General features: G+C 41.2%; 14 protein-coding genes, 8 tRNA genes and 1 rRNA gene. 21 read left to right on the top strand and 2 right to left on the bottom strand.

Annotated features, from left to right (window positions below; translation table 11 throughout):
• Positions 1–223: 223 nt before the first annotated feature.
• The 10 genes from rrf (at position 224) to rocF (ending at position 2,337) form a co-directional block, all read left to right on the top strand.
• Positions 224–339, top strand: a 5S ribosomal RNA gene (gene rrf, locus JOC78_RS12155).
• A gap of 8 nt (positions 340–347) precedes the next feature.
• Positions 348–422 (top strand) — tRNA-Asn (locus tag JOC78_RS12150).
• A gap of 8 nt (positions 423–430) precedes the next feature.
• Positions 431–503 (top strand) — tRNA-Thr (locus tag JOC78_RS12145).
• A gap of 17 nt (positions 504–520) precedes the next feature.
• Positions 521–595 (top strand) — tRNA-Glu (locus JOC78_RS12140).
• Between the two features lie 19 nt (positions 596–614).
• Positions 615–690: transfer RNA gene (locus JOC78_RS12135), tRNA-Val, on the top strand.
• 6 nt (positions 691–696) lie between these two features.
• Positions 697–772, top strand: a tRNA-Thr gene (locus JOC78_RS12130).
• Positions 773–787: 15 nt separating this feature from the next.
• Positions 788–871 (top strand) — tRNA-Tyr (locus JOC78_RS12125).
• Between the two features lie 61 nt (positions 872–932).
• Positions 933–1,007, top strand: a tRNA-Gln gene (locus tag JOC78_RS12120).
• 7 nt (positions 1,008–1,014) lie between these two features.
• A tRNA-Lys gene (locus tag JOC78_RS12115) sits at positions 1,015–1,087 on the top strand.
• 344 nt (positions 1,088–1,431) lie between these two features.
• The gene (gene rocF / locus JOC78_RS12110) at positions 1,432–2,337 is read left to right on the top strand and encodes an arginase (protein ID WP_204556247.1); all 906 of its coding nucleotides are present in this window, start codon (positions 1,432–1,434) and stop codon (positions 2,335–2,337) included.
• Between the two features lie 22 nt (positions 2,338–2,359).
• Here rocF and JOC78_RS12105 read toward each other — a convergent pair whose 3' ends face one another.
• On the bottom strand, positions 2,360–2,527 hold the full coding sequence (locus JOC78_RS12105) for an aspartyl-phosphate phosphatase Spo0E family protein (protein ID WP_239587138.1): 168 nt from the start codon (positions 2,525–2,527) through the stop codon (positions 2,360–2,362).
• Positions 2,528–2,701: 174 nt separating this feature from the next.
• On the opposite strand from JOC78_RS12105, the gene sigW reads away from it, so the two are divergent.
• From sigW to glmS, 6 genes are all read left to right on the top strand, one after another.
• The gene (sigW, locus tag JOC78_RS12100) at positions 2,702–3,265 is read left to right on the top strand and encodes an RNA polymerase sigma factor SigW (protein ID WP_204556244.1); all 564 of its coding nucleotides are present in this window, start codon (positions 2,702–2,704) and stop codon (positions 3,263–3,265) included.
• A gap of 20 nt (positions 3,266–3,285) precedes the next feature.
• Positions 3,286–3,894: an anti-sigma factor family protein gene (locus tag JOC78_RS12095; RefSeq protein WP_204556242.1), complete on the top strand. Its 609-nt coding sequence runs from the start codon at positions 3,286–3,288 to the stop codon at positions 3,892–3,894.
• Positions 3,895–4,208: 314 nt separating this feature from the next.
• A complete protein-coding gene (cdaA, locus tag JOC78_RS12090) occupies positions 4,209–5,048 on the top strand; it encodes a diadenylate cyclase CdaA (RefSeq protein WP_204556240.1) in 840 nt (279 codons plus the stop codon).
• Positions 5,041–6,027 carry a CdaR family protein gene (locus JOC78_RS12085; RefSeq protein WP_204556232.1) on the top strand — a complete coding sequence of 329 codons (987 nt, stop codon included), beginning with the start codon at positions 5,041–5,043 and terminating at the stop codon, positions 6,025–6,027. The genes cdaA and JOC78_RS12085 overlap by 8 nt, the downstream gene beginning before the upstream one ends.
• A 57-nt stretch (positions 6,028–6,084) precedes the next feature.
• Complete coding sequence (gene glmM / locus JOC78_RS12080; RefSeq protein ID WP_204556230.1) at positions 6,085–7,431, top strand: phosphoglucosamine mutase; 1,347 nt, start codon at positions 6,085–6,087, stop codon at positions 7,429–7,431.
• A gap of 426 nt (positions 7,432–7,857) precedes the next feature.
• On the top strand, positions 7,858–9,660 hold the full coding sequence (gene glmS / locus JOC78_RS12075; RefSeq protein WP_204556228.1) for a glutamine--fructose-6-phosphate transaminase (isomerizing): 1,803 nt from the start codon (positions 7,858–7,860) through the stop codon (positions 9,658–9,660).
• 396 nt (positions 9,661–10,056) lie between these two features.
• Here glmS and adhP read toward each other — a convergent pair whose 3' ends face one another.
• On the bottom strand, positions 10,057–11,079 hold the full coding sequence (gene adhP, locus JOC78_RS12070) for an alcohol dehydrogenase AdhP (RefSeq protein WP_204556226.1): 1,023 nt from the start codon (positions 11,077–11,079) through the stop codon (positions 10,057–10,059).
• A gap of 675 nt (positions 11,080–11,754) precedes the next feature.
• On the opposite strand from adhP, the gene JOC78_RS12065 reads away from it, so the two are divergent.
• From JOC78_RS12065 to JOC78_RS12045, 5 genes are all read left to right on the top strand, one after another.
• Positions 11,755–13,056 (top strand): ABC transporter substrate-binding protein, encoded by a 1,302-nt coding sequence (locus JOC78_RS12065; protein WP_204556217.1) that lies wholly within the window; start codon positions 11,755–11,757, stop codon positions 13,054–13,056.
• Positions 13,057–13,135: 79 nt separating this feature from the next.
• Entirely contained in the window at positions 13,136–13,996 is an 861-nt protein-coding gene (locus JOC78_RS12060; protein ID WP_204556215.1) for a carbohydrate ABC transporter permease, read from the top strand.
• Entirely contained in the window at positions 13,996–14,811 is an 816-nt protein-coding gene (locus JOC78_RS12055; protein ID WP_204556213.1) for a carbohydrate ABC transporter permease, read from the top strand. Before JOC78_RS12060 ends, JOC78_RS12055 begins: the two co-directional genes overlap by 1 nt.
• Positions 14,812–14,892: 81 nt before the next feature.
• Positions 14,893–15,918 (top strand): LacI family DNA-binding transcriptional regulator, encoded by a 1,026-nt coding sequence (locus tag JOC78_RS12050; protein WP_204556211.1) that lies wholly within the window; start codon positions 14,893–14,895, stop codon positions 15,916–15,918.
• Positions 15,919–16,047: 129 nt separating this feature from the next.
• Positions 16,048–16,737: a YesL family protein gene (locus JOC78_RS12045; protein WP_204556210.1), complete on the top strand. Its 690-nt coding sequence runs from the start codon at positions 16,048–16,050 to the stop codon at positions 16,735–16,737.
• Positions 16,738–16,749 lie beyond the last annotated feature (12 nt).

Below are 16,749 nucleotides of genomic sequence, written 5' to 3'. Positions count from 1 at the left end.
ATCAGGTAGATAGGTTCGAGGTGGAAGCGTGGCGACACGTGGAGCTGACGAATACTAATCGATCGAGGACTTAACCAAACGAAGGCAGTCTTCGGGCTGCCCGAACGCAACACACGATTACTTGGCTGCAAGGTTACTTAAGATATTATCTAGTTTTGAAAGAACAAAAAAAGTTCTTGCAAATTAAATACACATAAGCTATAATAAGAAATGTCTTGAAAAGTCTGGTGATTATGGCAAAGAGGTCACACCCGTTCCCATCCCGAACACGGCAGTTAAGCTCTTTTGCGCCGATGGTAGTTGGGGGTTTCCCCCTGTGAGAGTAGGACATCGCCAGGCAATTTCATTCCGCAGTAGCTCAGTGGTAGAGCAATCGGCTGTTAACCGATCGGTCGCAAGTTCGAGTCTTGCCTGCGGAGCCATATCTTTTGCTTCCATAGCTCAGCAGGTAGAGTGCTTCCATGGTAAGGAAGAGGTCACCGGTTCGAGCCCGGTTGGAAGCTTACTATAATTAAAGAATGGCCCGTTGGTCAAGCGGTTAAGACACCGCCCTTTCACGGCGGTAACACGGGTTCGAATCCCGTACGGGTCACCATTATCTCACTTATACATATGGAGGATTAGCTCAGCTGGGAGAGCATCTGCCTTACAAGCAGAGGGTCGGCGGTTCGATCCCGTCATCCTCCACCATTTTATGCCGGTGTAGCTCAACTGGTAGAGCAACTGACTTGTAATCAGTAGGTTGGGGGTTCAAGTCCTCTTGCCGGCACCATTTTCATCTTAATACGGAGGGGTAGCGAAGTGGCTAAACGCGGCGGACTGTAAATCCGCTCCTTCGGGTTCGGCAGTTCGAATCTGCCCCCCTCCACCAGTTATATATAATATGGTTGGACATATTAAAAAATGTCCTTTTTGTTTTTTATTCAAATAGATGGGCTATAGCCAAGCGGTAAGGCAGCGGATTTTGATTCCGTCACGCGAAGGTTCGAATCCTTCTAGCCCAGCCATTGTTTTGAGCCATTAGCTCAGTTGGTAGAGCATCTGACTTTTAATCAGAGGGTCGAAGGTTCGAGTCCTTCATGGCTCATTTCTATTAACCACAGGTCATTGATCTGTGGTTTTTTAGTGCGCAAAAATCCATCCATCCATTTATTCATATAAAATATAATATATATTGGATAAACTTTTACATGATATCACCGGCCTTGCCGATATTCTAGTAATATTTTGTGAGCCTGCTCATTTCATTTTTCTTGATCAGTCAGACCACTCTTCTTATATTGTGCATATGCATCTCCGAATAAAGGCATATCTAGCGCAATTTCTAATTTATACACTTGTATAAATATTCAAAAAAATGTCCGGTTGAGTCACCGGACTATTTATGAGTAGAATAAGAGTATCGTCAGCTTAGAGAAGGAGAGATGTTATATGGCAAAACTAAATAAAATTTCAATTATTGGCGTTCCGATGGATTTGGGGCAGCTTCGCAGAGGAGTAGACATGGGGCCAAGCGCTATTCGTTATGCAGGTGTTAAGGAACGTTTAGAAGCGCTGGAGATCGAAGTGGAAGACTGCGGAGATATTGAGATTCCTAGAGAGCACTCCGTTCATAGTAAAGATACAAATCTAAAGAATTTGAAAGCGGTTGCAGATGCTAGTTTAAATCTAGCTGAAAAGGTGGATGAAGTTATTCAGTCTGGAAGCTTCCCGCTAGTGCTTGGCGGAGACCATAGCATTGCTATTGGCACATTGGCAGGCACATCTAAACATTATAAAAACCTTGGGGTTATTTGGTACGATGCGCATGGAGATTTAAATACAGCTGAAACTTCTCCTACAGGCAACATTCATGGGATGCCGCTTGCTGTAAGTCTAGGAATCGGCCATTCGGACCTTACTGATATCTATGGCTATGCGCCTAAAGTGAAACCAGAAAACATAGTCATCATTGGTGCGCGTTCTCTTGATGATGGAGAGAAAGAACTTATTAAAGAAAAAGGCATGAAAGTATATACGATGCACGAGGTAGACCGTTTAGGTATGACGAAAGTAATTGAAGAAACAGTCGACTATTTAAAAGAGAAAACAGACGGTGTCCATTTATCTTTAGATTTAGATGGTTTAGACCCTAATGATGCACCAGGAGTAGGTACACCTGTCATTGGAGGAATCAGTTACCGGGAAAGTCACTTAGCTATGGAAATGCTTGAGGAGAGCGGGATCATCACATCAGCAGAGTTTGTTGAAGTGAATCCGATTCTTGATGAGAAGAATAAAACAGCTTCTGTGGCTGTAGCCTTAATGGGTTCATTATTCGGAGAAAAGTTGTTATAAACAAAGAAAGCCAGAAGCGTCTTTAGCAAGCAGCTGACGCCTCTGGCTTTTTTAAATTTTCGTATTCATTTAATAAATGATCAAGCTTCGTACTTGCTTCTATTACTTTGCTGTCAGAATAAGATGTCTGCATGGCTAGGACAACCATTTCTCGTCTGCAATTTTCAATTTGCATCAGTATTTCATGCATATGTTTCACCCTTTCTTCCGCACAGTTCGATCTAATATACTAATCATACCCTTTTTGAAAATAATGTAAACTTTAATTTGGATATTTGTTAAGATAAAAGTATAATTATTTTTTTGAAACTTTTTAAATCTAGCCTCGTATATATATATACCCGCTAGGGCGGAGGTAATTTGCATGGAATTAATAGTTAAACGAAGGATTAAGCAAGTTTTAAAGGGAGACCAAAATGCATTTGGTGAGATTGTTGAACTTTATAAAGAAAAAGTCTACCAAATTTGTTTTCGCATGCTTTGGAATCGGCATGAAGCGGAAGATGCAGCACAAGAAACATTTATTAAAGCTTTTATAAATATTCATACGTACAATCCTGACAAGAAGTTTACGACTTGGCTCTACCGCATTGCGACGAATCTTTGTATTGATAAAATCCGGAAAGCGAAGCCGGATTACCATTTGGATGCTGAGGTGGCAGGCACGGATGGATTGAATATGTATTCACAAATATCTTCTGATGACAAGCTTCCTGAAGAAGAAGTGGAATCGATGGAGCTTCAGGAAACGATTCAATCCGCGATCCTAAAATTGCCTGAGAAGTATCGTTCAGTCATTGTATTAAAATATATTGAAGAACTGCCTTTGCAGGATATATCGGAAATATTAGATTTGCCATTAGGCACAGTGAAAACGAGAGTACATCGCGGCAGAGAAGCTCTGAGAAAATACTTGAGAAATTTGTAAATAAGGGGATGTGTACTGTAATGGCTACCTGTTCTAAAGAAATGATTCAGTATATGCATCGTTATTTGGATGGCGATATTGAAGATGGGCAGTTAAAAATATTAAAAGCACATTTAGACAGCTGTGAGGGCTGCAGCCGGCACTTCTTTGAACTTAAAAAGACGATTGCTCTTGTTCAAAGTGCATCCCATATTCAGGCTCCGGTGAATTTTACTTCTAATGTCCTTAATGCCTTGCCTAAAGAAAGAAAAAAAGTCGGTATGGAGCGCTGGTTCCGCCACCATCCATTCATGACAGCGGCAGCACTATTTCTCTTTTTAATGTCTGCTGGATTTTTCTCTATGTGGCAGCAGGAAGATGATCACTTTGCTTTTACCAAGCATAGCGATTTGCAGGTTGAGGATCATACAGTTGTTGTGCCTAAAGGAGAAACCATTAACGGTGATATCGTCGTTAAAAATGGGGATATTCGAATTGAAGGAGAAGTAGAAGGGGATGTCACGGTCATTAATGGAGAAAAATATATGGCATCGGCAGGAAAAGTCACCGGTGAAATTGAAGAAATAGATGAGATGTTTGGCTGGTTATGGTTTGAATTGAAAACAGGTGTCAAAGAACTCTTCAATTAATCCAGAATGGAGAGAGTGTTTCATCCATAGTTAGCCTGATACTTGTTCTATAAGGCGTCTAAATATAAATGACGGGAATAGTATGATTATAAAGAAGAAAGGTAACATAAACATTCCATTTACACTTATGGACCTTTCGGAGTGAAAAAATGTAACTTATTGACCTTAATGAAAAGAAGCAGAACGAACTGCTTCTTTTTTCAGCACATTTTTTCATTTCTGTCTTATGCGCCGCTTGTGATATACTAAGTAAGTTACTTGATACATACAGCCTCTATACGGCTTTTAGTAATTACATTATTGGAGGATGTAATATGCCGTTCTCAAATTACTTTGCGAATTTTACTTTTTTGGACTACTTGTCAAATGTGTTAGATATCGTGCTTGTTTGGTTCGTGGTTTATAAGTTGCTAATGGTGATCCGTGGAACGAAAGCGGTTCAGCTCTTAAAGGGAATCTTCGTGATTGTCATGATCAGAAGCGTGAGCGGCCTGCTTGGTTTAAATACCCTCAGCTGGATCATGGAACAAGCATTAACATGGGGTTTCTTAGCAGTTATCATTATTTTCCAGCCAGAAGTGCGCCGTGCGCTTGAACAGTTGGGCCGCGGAAGGATCTTCTCGAGAAATGTCATGCAAGAGGATGAAGAGCAGCGGAGAATGATCGAAGCATTGACTAAATCGGTCAGTTACATGGCGAAACGCCGAATTGGCGCATTAATTTCAATTGAGAAAGAAACTGGGATGAATGATTATATTGAAACCGGTATTCCTATGCATTCTTATATCTCATCCGAACTGCTGATTAATATTTTTATTCCAAACACCCCTCTACACGATGGGGCTGTGGTGATTCAAAAAAATCAAATTGCTGCAGCGGCCTGTTATTTGCCGTTGTCTGAGAGCCCGTTTATCTCTAAAGAGTTAGGTACACGACATCGGGCGGCATTAGGGGTCAGTGAAGTCACTGACAGTATTACAATTGTTGTCTCTGAAGAAACCGGTGCGGTCTCTGTCACCAAGAATGGGGACTTATACCGCGAACTCTCTTCTGAGGAGTTTAAAAAGCTGCTAGAGCATGAATTGCTAAAAGTAGCCGAGTCTGATGATTCCTCAAACCGGTGGAGCTGGAGGGGGAAGAAAAGCGATGGATAAATTTATGGAGAGTCCATGGTTCATGCGCGTTGTAGCACTTATGCTGGCGGCACTCTTATATACTTCAGTGAACTTTAGTGATTTTGAACTTAGTAAAAAAGCAGATAACTCTTCTCAAGATAACACGGAAGTAATTAGTGACGTTCCTGTGCAAGTGTACTATGACAACGAAAATCTATTTGTCAGCGGAGTGCCAGCAACTGTAGACGTGAAGGTGGAAGGTCCGAAAAGTATTATTGAATCGACCAAACGCCTGAGAGAGTTTAAATTGTTTATCGATTTAACAGATGTAAGCATCGGCAAGCATCAAGTAAAGATTAAGCATGAAAACTTCTCTGAGAAATTAAACGTGAAAATACAGCCTGACACTGTGGATCTTTTAATCGAAGAAAAAGTGACAGAACAATTTACAGTAACACCGGAATACAACGATAAAATGATCGCTGAAGGATATCAAGTAGAAGACTTAACGATTGATCCTCGAAAGGTTAAGATCACAGGGCCGAAAGATGCGATTGATAAAATTGTGTATGTGAAAGCTACTCTTGATGTAAAAGAAAAAATTAATAAAGAGACGTCAGGGATGGCTAGAGTTCTGGTGTTAGACAGCGAGCTAAACAAGCTTGATGTAAAGACGGAACCCGAAACCGTTCAATTATCGATTTCAGTGAAGAACCCAAGTAAGAAAGTGTCACTGAATGTATTTCCAAAAGGAACGCCGCCAAAGGGGGTAAAGGTTACCTCACTGGTGCCTGAAGTAGAAGAGCTGACGGTGTATGGCAAGGAATCGATTCTTTCAGAGTTAGAAGAACTGCTGATTCCTATTGATGTAGACGAAGTCATTAAATCGACCACCGTCAGTGTGCCAATTGAATTAGGAGAAGGATTAAACTTTGTTTCTCCTCAGATTATTAAAGTCAAAGTGACAACTGAAGGGTCACCAGCTGCAGAATCGACTGCTGGGAAAAAGGATGAATAGAGTACTAGAATAACCAGTACTTATAACAACAGGTTAACTAAAGGAGAGAATGATCGAATGGGTAAGTATTTTGGGACAGACGGAGTCAGAGGCGTAGCCAATACCGAATTAACGCCAGAATTAGCATTTAAACTAGGGCGTTTTGGAGGATATGTTCTGACTAAGAATGCAGAACGTCCAAAAGTATTAGTGGGCAGAGATACTCGTATTTCAGGTCATATGCTAGAAGGAGCACTAATTGCCGGGTTACTGTCGATCGGTGCTGAGGTCATGCGCTTAGGTGTCATTTCTACACCAGGCGTCTCTTATTTAACTAAAGCTATGGATGCACAAACAGGCGTCATGATTTCTGCCTCTCATAATCCTGTAGCGGATAACGGAATTAAATTCTTTGGTTCAGACGGGTTTAAATTAACAGATGAACAAGAGGATGAAATTGAAGCGTTGTTAGACAAATCGGAAGATACACTGCCTCGTCCAACAGGCGGAGACCTAGGACAAGTCAGCGATTACTTTGAAGGCGGACAAAAATACATCCAATACTTGAAGCAGACAGTGGATGAAGACTTCTCAGGTGTACATATTGCCTTAGACTGTGCGCATGGGGCAACTTCTTCATTGGCCACTCATCTATACGCTGACCTAGAAGCGGATATTTCCACTATGGGAACGTCCCCTAACGGATTAAACATTAACGATGGGGTCGGATCTACACACCCTGAAGCTCTTGCGGCATTCGTGTTAGAAAAAGGCGCGGACATTGGATTATCATTTGACGGAGATGGGGATCGTTTAATCGCGGTTGATGAAAAAGGAAATATCGTTGACGGCGATCAAATTATGTTTATCTGCGCCAAATATTTAAATAAAGAGGGACAATTAAACGACTCCACGGTTGTTTCAACAGTCATGAGTAATCTAGGTTTCTATAAAGGCTTAGAAGAAGAAGGCATTAAGAGTATCCAAACAGCAGTGGGTGACCGTTATGTCGTGGAAGCTATGAAGAAGAGTAAATATAATCTTGGCGGAGAGCAGTCTGGTCATATTATCTTCTTAGATTACAACACAACAGGTGATGGTTTGCTGACAGGCTTGCAGCTGGTAAATGTCATGAATATGACGAAGAAACCTTTATCGGAGCTTGCGGCTGAAATGCAGAAGTTCCCGCAAAAACTCGTCAATATTCGTGTGACTGACAAGCACCATGTAACGGATAACGATAAAGTAAAAGCGGCCATTTCTGAAGTGGAAGCTGAAATGAACGGAAATGGACGTGTGCTGGTTCGTCCTTCAGGAACTGAGCCGTTAGTGCGCGTCATGGTAGAAGCTTCGACTGAAGAGCTTTGCGCAACCTACGTTGGGCGAATTGCTGATGTTGTCCAAGAAGAAATGGGACTAGCTTAAACACTGTTTGAAATAGGCAAAAGGAGGGCGCAGATGCGTCCTTTTTTTCATAGGATAAATGAAGTAAGTCTATGACTTTGAGTAGAAGTTAGTTGACTGAAATAAATTAAGTAGTGTATGCTTATTCTGTTTTATAAATAATTTTTGAAAGGGGAAGAAACGGGGTAGTATAAATAGTAACTAAAGCGCCTGAACTAAGCGGATGAGAGCCAGCTTAGTTGACGAGGAGGAGGTTTATCGAATGATCGGCGGATGCCTCCCGGTTGAGATCGCCCAACCGACTATTCTTTCCTTAAAACATTGGGGCAACCTTATGGACAAAGGGAAAGGAAGAGCGATAAATATATTGATATAACAAAGTGAAGGGGGCAATAAAGCGCCCTGCGTTTTGCTTGCCCTCTAACTATTTTAGGAGGAACTTAATTTATGTGCGGAATTGTTGGTTATATTGGTCATCAAGATACCATTGAAATATTACTAAAAGGCTTGGAGAAACTGGAATACCGCGGCTATGATTCAGCTGGGATTGCAGTAAGAAACCAAGATGGAATTCATATATTTAAAGAAAAAGGCCGGATTGCTGATCTGCGTGGGATTGTTGATCAATCCGTAGAAGCGAAGACTGGAATCGGACATACACGCTGGGCGACTCACGGCGTGCCAAGTAAAGAGAATGCTCACCCTCATCAAAGTGCGTCTGGTCGTTTTACGCTTGTGCACAACGGCGTCATTGAAAACTATGAGCAGTTAAAACGTGAATACTTGCTAGATGTGGCGTTAGTCAGTGATACAGACACAGAGATTATCGTTCAGTTAATCGACTTATTTTCTAAAGAAGGCATGGAAACAGAAGAAGCCTTCCGAAAGACATTAGGTATGCTGAAAGGATCTTATGCACTTGCTTTGTTAGACAGCGAAGCAGCAGAAACGATTTTTGTCGCGAAGAACAAGAGTCCTTTGCTTGTTGGTTTAGGAGACGACTTTAATGTCGTGGCATCAGATGCAATGGCGATGCTGCAAGTAACAGATGAGTATGTAGAATTAATGGACAAAGAAATGGTTATCGTCACGAAAGACAGCGTTGCGATTAAGAAACTGGACGGAACAGCTGTTACTCGTGATTCTTATAAAGCAGAACTCGATGCGAGCGATATCGAAAAAGGCACGTACCCTCATTATATGCTGAAAGAAATTGACGAGCAGCCGCTAGTGACTCGCAAAATCGTTCAAGCGTATCAAAATGAGAGCGGCGAATTAGCCATAGACGATAAGATCGCGAAAGCAATGGATGAAGCAGACCGATTATACATTGTGGCATGCGGAACAAGTTATCATGCCGGCCTTGTAGGAAAGCAATATATTGAAAACATGGCGAAGATCCCAGTAGAAGTACATGTAGCGAGTGAGTTCGTTTACAATATGCCTTTACTGTCTGAGAAGCCATTGTTCATCTTCATCTCACAAAGCGGAGAAACAGCAGATAGCCGCGCAGTATTAGTGAAGGTAAAGGAAATGGGCTATAAAGCATTAACGATCACGAATGCACCAGGGTCAACTTTATCTCGTGAAGCAGATTATACGATGCTTCTGCACGCAGGACCTGAGATTGCTGTGGCTTCAACGAAAGCCTACACTGCGCAGATTTCTGTCCTAGCGATACTAGCAGGTGTAACAGCGAAAGCAAGAGGTATTGAACTGGACTTCGATCTAGTGAAAGAATTGGGTATTGCAGCGAACGCAATGGAAGTGTTGTGTGATGCGAAAGAGGAAATGGAGCAAATTGCCAGCGAGTATTTAGCAACAACTCGCAATTGTTTCTTCATCGGCCGTTCAGTTGATTTCTATGTCGGCCTTGAGGGTGCTTTGAAACTGAAAGAAATTTCTTATATCCAAGCAGAAGGTTTCGCCGGCGGAGAATTAAAGCATGGAACGATTGCTTTAATTGAAGACGGAACACCTGTTATTGCGCTGGCAACACAAGAAAGCGTGAATCTAAGTATTCGCGGAAACGTGAAAGAAGTAGCAGCTCGCGGCGCCAACCCATGCGTGATCTCCATGAAAGGCTTGGAATCAGAAAGCGATCGCTTCGTTCTTCCAGAAGTGCATAAGCTATTAACACCGCTTGTATCAGTCATCCCATTCCAGCTGATCAGCTATTACGCTGCCCTGCATCGTGAATGTGACGTGGATAAGCCGAGAAACTTGGCTAAGTCGGTGACGGTTGAGTAATATTAGTACATGGAGACGGGTTTCTTGTCTCATTTAGCTTGAAAAAAAAGGTATGTAAAATAGATGGAAATAATCAAAAAACGAGTAGGAATTAGCGAATCAGTCTAATTTCTACTCGTTTTTTTGTCTGAACTCTCATGAAAAGACGCGAGAATTAAATATTCATTGAAAGGAGACAGCGGATGATGTAAATTTGTTGCTCTACCGGAGGACGAGACTATTCTATTGGCACTTTGGAGGTTCTAAAGGCGGATAACTCCAATCTATAGCGCGCTAACGTCTGAAGAAATTTTTAATTTCTTAACATCTTCAAACCATCCCCATATTGCAAAAAAAAAGGCAGAACCAATGGTTCCGCCTCTTTGAATCTATTAAACTATTATTTGCTGCTATTCATTACTTCGCTTTAAAGTCGATGACCATACGGCCTTGGATTTTACCTTGTTTCATTTCTTCGAATACGTCTGTGACTTCATGCAAGCAGCGTGTTTGGACAACTGGTACAACCTTGCCTTCTGCCCCAAATTGGAAAGCTTCTTCTAAATCTTTGCGAGTACCGACTAATGAACCAACGACTTCAATACCGTCAAGAACGAGACGCGGGATATTTAAATCCATTGTTTCTGATGGCAGACCTACAGCAATCACTTTTCCGCAAGCGCGTACAGCATTAACCGCAGAGTTAAAGGCCACTTTAGAAACAGCAGTGACCACTGCGGAGTAGGCGCCGCCGACTTGTTCTTGGATGATCTTATCCGCATCACCTTGAGTCATAGGATTGATCGTCATATCTGCACCAATTTCTTTAGCGAGTGCTAATTTGTCATCGTTAATATCTACAGCAATTACTTTAGCATTAAAGACATGTTTGGCATATTGGATGGCTAGATTACCCAATCCGCCGCAACCATAGATGATGATCCATTGGCCAGGTTTAATATCCGCTACTTTAATCGCTTTATAAGTTGTCACTCCAGCACATGTGATACTGCTCGCTTGTGCGGGATCTAGGCCTTCAGGAACTTTTACTGCGTAATCAGCTGTGACGATACATTGTTCAGCCATGCCACCGTCCACACTATAGCCTGCATTTTTTACATTACGGCAAAAAGTTTCCCGGCCTGTTGTACAATACTCACATCTGCCGCAAGCTTCGAACATCCAGGCAACACTTACTCGATCGCCCACTTTTAAACTAGTTACATCATCTGCAATTTTAGACACAACACCGATTCCTTCATGACCGAGAACACGGCCTTCAACGTTGCCGAAATCACCAGCAGCTACGTGTAGATCCGTATGACAAACGCCGCAATACTCTATATCCACTAAGGCCTCGCCAGACTTCAATGGCCGAATTTCCTTTTCAATGACTTCAATGTTTGCTTTGCTGTTTGGGTTAACTACGACTGCTTTCATGGAAAATCTCTCCTTTAGATTAGCGTAATAACTACGCTTAGGTTGAAAAGTTTGTTTAGTAATATCACAAGGTTATTGTACCAAAACTTTCTAATAATATATTGTGAAATATTGAGCAAACTGTGAATTATGCTTATAAATTACATGTATATTCTCCTCTCCACTATAAATAATTTTTTACTATTTTAGAAATACCCTCCATATTTTAGTTTAATCACTTGTATACCAAAAAGCAGGAGTAAGGGTCATAAGTTATGATCTCATCCAGCCTCTAGGTTGTTAGGAGCGGCCTTTAGCACCATTTGAATGGAAGTAGATGAGAAGATAGGAAGATTGCAAAGGTCTATACATGTAGTTACTTAATTCCAGAGATCAATTTAAGAGGGTTAGAACTCATAATAAAATGACAGCAAAAAAGACTGCAATCATTTCGTAATAACTTTTTAATAATTTCTGAAACTAATGTAGTAATTTTGTTGCACAGTGACATATCCTATGATACTATCAACTTAATTAATCAATGCAAACGTTTTCTCAGAACATTTATGAGTACAAAAGCGGCAAAAAAGGTAATACATATTATTTTTTTACCTATTTTGAAAGCGCTTTATCTATTATTCTGTGCAAACGAATTCATTAAGAAACATACTATTTTATTACTGGGGAGTGAAGGTAATGAAGAGCAAGAAGTTTTATGGGAAAGTAGCAACGGTAGCGGCAGTATCAGGAATGTTATTAGCAGGCTGCGGATCTTCTGATTCAGATAAGGAAAAGAGCGGTTCAGCCGGAGAGAATGTCACAATTGATATTTTCCAAGCAAAAGTAGAGTTTAAAAGCCAGTTCGAGGAATTGGTCAAACAATATGAAGAAAAAAATCCAGGTGTTAAGATTAATGTCAAAACAGTCGGCGGTGGAACGGATTACGCTCCAGTATTGAAATCTTCGTTCTCTGCAGGTGAAGATATCGACATCTTCAACGTAACTGGACCTCAAGACGTCATTGATTATAAGAAATACTTAACGGACTTAGCGGATACGAAAGCAGCAGGGTCTGCCCTAGAAGGTACATTAACTACAGTGCAAGATGGCGAAAAAGTTCTTGGCTTGCCAATGAACCAAGAAGGATACGGCTTGATCTATAACAAAAACATCTTCAAAAAAGCAGGCATTGATCCAGCTTCCATTCTTACACATGAAGATTTAGAAAAAGCTGCGAAAAAATTAGACAGCCAAAAGAAAAAGCTTGGAATTGAAGCAGTATTCGCTTTGCCAGGTAAAGAAGCATGGGTAATGGGTGACCACTTAGCGAACACGTTCTTAGCAGATGAGTTCAATGGTGACGTAATGGAAGCTTTCAAAGCGAAAACAGTCGCTTTCGAAAAAGGCGATGAAATGAAACGTTTCCTTGACCTTCAAAACAAATATTCCGTTCAGCCGGTATTAAGCTTAGACTATTCACAGCAAGTAGAAGAGTACTTCTCTTTAGAGCGTGTAGCGATGATTCAGCAAGGAAACTGGGTATATCCTTCTGTTGAACAAATGGATCCGGAATTAGCTGAAAACATCGGTGTTCTGCCAATTCCTGTTACAGGACATGAAGGCAGTATTCCAGTCGGCGTTCCAAACTACTGGGCTGTAAACTCTCAATCTGATAAAGCTGAAGTTGAAGAATCTAAGAAATTCTTAGACTGGCTATATACATCTGATGAAGGGAAAGAAGCTGTTCTTACTAGCTTCAAGTTTATCCCTGCGTTTGAAGGATACGACACAGACAAAATTAGCGATCCGCTTTCAAAAGATATTTACAAATATGCATCTGAAGGTAAAACAATCGGCTGGATCTTCACTGGCTATCCAAGCAACCCTTGGGGAACTGGTGTAGCGGGAAGCAACATGCAAAAGTACCTTTCTGGTGAAATGACTTGGGATGAAGTCGTGAAAGACTCTATCGCGAAATGGGAACAAAAACGCAAGTAAGAGAATAGACAAGTGAATAAAACAGCTGAGAGGCTGTTTTATTCGCATTTATCAAGAAAAATACATCGGAGGGATCTTCATGAGAAATCGGGATACATCATTTTGGCTGTTCTTGACACCCGTTTTATTAGCGCTCGGACTCGTTGTTCTCGTTCCATTAATTTACGGAACGTATTATTCGTTTACTGACTGGAATGGCCTGACTGCAACGACATTCGTAGGCTTCGAGCATTACATGAACCTGATACAGGACAAGAGTTTTATAGATGCGATCTGGTTCACGGTCAAATTCTCGTTCGTGACAGTTATTCTTTTGAATGTCATTGGACTAGGTCTGGCCATACTAGTTACACGAAAAATGAAAACAAGCAATCTGCTGCGAACTATTTTCTTTATGCCAAACATGATCGGCGGCTTAATTCTCGGCTTTATCTGGCAGTTTATCTTTATCAGCGTATTCAGCGATATTGGCCGAGCGCTAGGAATTGAAGGCCTGCAGGGATGGTTATCGACAACTAGTACCGGGTTCTGGGGACTTGTCATTTTAACGTGCTGGCAAATGTCTGGTTATATCATGATTATTTATATCGCCTATTTGCAAAACATTCCTGGAGAATTAATTGAAGCGGCGAAAATTGACGGGGCGAACAGCTTCCAGCGTTTTAAAAATATTACCTTCCCGCTCGTTGCTCCAGCCTTTACAGTAAGCTTGTTCTTAACTCTGTCTAATTCATTTAAAATCTATGACCAAAACTTGTCCTTAACAAATGGAGGTCCATTTGACTCGACACAAATGGTGGCCATGGAAATTGTCAAAACAGCTTTTAGCGCCAGAGAAATGGCCTACGGGCAGGCAAAAGCAGTTGTGTTCTTCCTGATCGTTGCAGCGATTTCTTTAACGCAAGTGTATTACAATAAGAAACGGGAGGTTGACTTGTAATGAGCGACAAGAAATCATCAGTTGTCATCGGCATTTTCGGCCTGCTGCTTGGCTTATTGTGGCTGTCTCCTTTTTATTTAATGCTCGTAAATGCCTTTAAAACAAAAAGAGAAATTTTCATGGGTGTGCTAGGATTTCCAGAAGAATGGTCATTGGAAAACTTCGTCAATGCATTTGACGATTTAAACTTCATGCAATCTCTATGGAATTCGATCTTAATTACCATCATCAGTGTAACGATTATTATCGTGTTTTCTTCTATGGCCGGCTATGCCTTATCACGTAATAAAAGCAAGCTGAGTGCAGGTATCCTTATGCTGTTCGTCGCGGCGATGCTGATCCCGTTCCAATCGGTGATGATTCCGCTTGTTTCTTTATTCGGTCAGGCTGATATGTTGAATCCAGCGGGTTTAATGTTTATGTATTTAGGTTTTGGAAGCAGCTTATCGATTTTCTTATACCACGGGGCGATGACAGGGATTTCTCAATCACTTGATGAAGCCGCTTTAATCGACGGCGCGAATAAGTTTCAGACATTTCGCCACATCATTTTCCCATTATTAAAGCCGATTTCTGTCACAGTTGGGATCTTGAACGTCATATGGATTTGGAATGACTACTTATTGCCGTCCTTGGTATTGAGCGAAAGCAATGCGACAATTCCATTAAAAATGTTTTTCTTCTTTGGGCAGTACACGAAACAGTGGCACTTAGCCTTAGCAGGTTTAACGATTGCAATTATTCCAGTAATCATTGCTTATTTCTTTGCTCAAAAGCAAATTATTGAAGGTGTTTCTGAAGGGGCAGTAAAGTAAAATGGACTTTCTGCTCTATCAGAAAACCTAATGAAAGCGTACGAAAATAAGGTAAATTGGCAGTAAAGAAGGTGCAAAATAATGGCGGTTACGATTAAAGATGTGGCAAAGCAGGCAAACGTTGCCCCTTCTACCGTCTCGCGAGTGATCGCGGATAGTCCAAGGATTAGTGAGAAAACGAAGAAGAAAGTTCGAAAAGTGATGGAGGAAATGGGGTATTATTTAAACCATAATGCGCGCGTTCTTGCACAGAAATCCACCCAAACAATCGGTGTTGTGATGAAGAATTCCACTACGGCTTCTTTGCATGACCCATTTTTTCCGGAAGTGCTAAAAGGCATAAGCGCCTCTTGTCATAAAGAAGATTTTCATATTAGCATCCCTACCGGAGAGTCAGATGAAGCGATCTTTCAAGATGTAGTCAAGATGGTTCAAGGAAAGCGAGTAGATGGACTGATTGTTACTTATTCTAAAAAAGATGATAAGGTGGTACCTTATTTAAAGAAGCAAGGGATCCCTTTTGTCGTGATTGGAAAACCGATTGGGAAAGCAAATGAGATGATCAGTGTCAATAATGACAATGTCTTGGCGGCAAGGGAAGCCACGGAATACTTGATCGGCCTTGGTCATACTGCTATCGGATTTATCGGTGAACAGCCGCAGTATGAAGTATCTGAATCAAGATTAAATGGCTATCAAGAGGCTCTTAGACTTAATCATATCTCTATCAACCCGGCCTTTATTCAATGTTTGGATAAAGCGGCGCCAATGAAAGAAGTAATTGATACATTGATGGAGCAAACGGAGTGTCCAACAGGCTTTGTCGTTACAGATGATCTCACCGCACTTAACCTGCTATTATGCTTGCGAGAGAAAAACTTGAGAGTGCCGGATGATATTAGTATTATCAGTTTTAACAATACAATGATTGCTAAGCTGGCCACTCCGCCGTTAACATCGATTGACACACAGATTTATCAGTTAGGCTATGAGTCAGCGAAGTGTTTGATCGAAGAAGTGAAGAGTGTGTCGAAGGTGAAGAAAAGTATTATTATCCCAACCTTTATAGAAGAACGTGCCTCATGCAAGGCGCTGATTGTAGAATAATTTTTTTCGCAAAAGTGCAAACGATTTCACTGATTTGCTTTTTTGTTGCACAGAAGACGGAGAAAGAGCTGGATAACTAAAGCGAATTGGAATGATAAATAAACACATTAGCTAATGGGAGGAAGAGGAATGAGAAATCTTGTAGACGGGTTATATTCAACAAGTGAATGGATCATGCGGTTCTCACTCGTTAATGGGCTCTGGGTTTTATTGACCCTTCCTTTCAGCTTTTTTGTGTTTCAAAGCGTGAAAGCAGAAAGTGCGGAGCTGATGTTTTTGTTTGCGGTGCCTGCTGCGCTGTTAGCACCTGTTCTTTTTTTCCCCGCGACCGCGGCTATGTTTGCCAGTGTTCGCGATTGGATCTTAGAGCGGGAACATGATTCAATTATTCGCTCTTATCTCGCTTATTATAAAGGAAATTACAAAAAGAGCGTTCAAGGCGGCATCATTTTCACCAGTGTATGGAGCATTTTAATTGCTGATTATATGTATTTCCAATCTGCGAATACAATCCTCAGCATGGCATTTCTTATATTTGGACTATTGTTATATGTGCTCACAGTGAACTTTTTCTCGGTGAATGCTCATTATGATATGAAGGTAGGCAGTTTAGTGAAGAAAGCGGCGCTGCTTACGGCAGGCAGTCCGGTGTTGCTGATTGCTGTTTTACTTACGGGAATGGCATTTGTATATGTAAGCGTGAGAGGCCCCTTGTTCCTGCTGCTATTCTTCACAGGCTCATTGACCGCCTTTCTATCATTTTCAGCTTTTTACCGCTTATATTTGACACTAACAAGAACGAAAGAAGAAAGACTGTAGTGAGACAGCAGG

The sequence above is a fragment of the Bacillus ectoiniformans genome (genome assembly GCF_016908875.1).
Lineage (GTDB): Bacteria > Bacillota > Bacilli > Bacillales > Domibacillaceae > Bacillus_BX > Bacillus_BX ectoiniformans.
Note: the sequence above shows the minus strand (reverse complement) of the source record. Positions and strands in the feature narration are given on the sequence as shown.